General features: G+C 43.0%; 1 protein-coding gene. It reads right to left on the bottom strand.

Going from position 1 to position 856, the window contains the following annotated elements:
* Nucleotides 1-339 precede the first annotated feature (339 nt).
* Entirely contained in the window at nt 340-585 is a 246-nt protein-coding gene (locus R7Z49_RS24080) for a hypothetical protein (RefSeq protein ID WP_060466691.1), read from the bottom strand.
* Between the last annotated feature and the right edge of the window lie 271 nt (nt 586-856).

The following is an 856-nucleotide window of genomic DNA, read 5'->3' on the forward strand; positions in this document are numbered from 1 at the left end:
ATGACATCATAACCACTCTTAAAGGTGCGTAATATTGGTCATATGTTAAATAGGCAACTTCACTATCAAAAACACCATTTAGAAGCCCCTCAAACGCTCTGTAAGCCATTTTCAGCATCAAACCTACCCACGGGTACACAAAACCACTCTGAAAGTTTATGACGCATTTGAAGCGGTTTTATCATCCTAAGATGAGCACAAGCATCTGGAACAAAAAAGCCCACGAAAGGGGCTTTTTGAACAATTCGGAGTTTGTTAGTCCAGGTTAAATGAGCGTAGCGTTTTAATCTGGACTGACGAACCGGCAACGAGCAAAGCGAGGCGACAGAACCATAGCAATCATGACGCTAAATTCTTCTTGCAATAGTCTGCCCAATAAAGATGAGCAAATTCCAATTTGTCGGAAAATGCAGAATGATCGACAGATAGCCAAGCTCGGTTCGTCACATCCCAAAACATTTGGTCAAACTGCGTAAAGCTTCTGAAGTTAGGCTGATGTACTTTTCTCCAAACAGAATGGGAAAGCATCCTCATCCCTGAGTTAATCCGCTTCACATTCGCAATATCTTCATCAGTCTTAGCCATAAGCACCTCATATACAAACCAAGGACTAATAGAATACTAAATGAAGTAAGTGCGAGGAATGATACGTTTGGTTTACTGGGGTAAAGGGGGCGTTAGCGCCCCTTTCCAGCTCACAGGGGAACCGTCAAGAACGAAGTGACTAGAGGGGACGCTGTGTATGCTGGCTTAGTATGAAGACAGACGATAGCACAAGCCTAAAAAAATAAACTATTGAAGAGGTTATAACCCACGTAGGTTAGGAGTGACAGTGCCACCATTTAGAGAGGGTGAA

It is taken from the genome of Vibrio sp. 1562 (assembly GCF_033340155.1).
GTDB lineage: Bacteria > Pseudomonadota > Gammaproteobacteria > Enterobacterales > Vibrionaceae > Vibrio > Vibrio alginolyticus.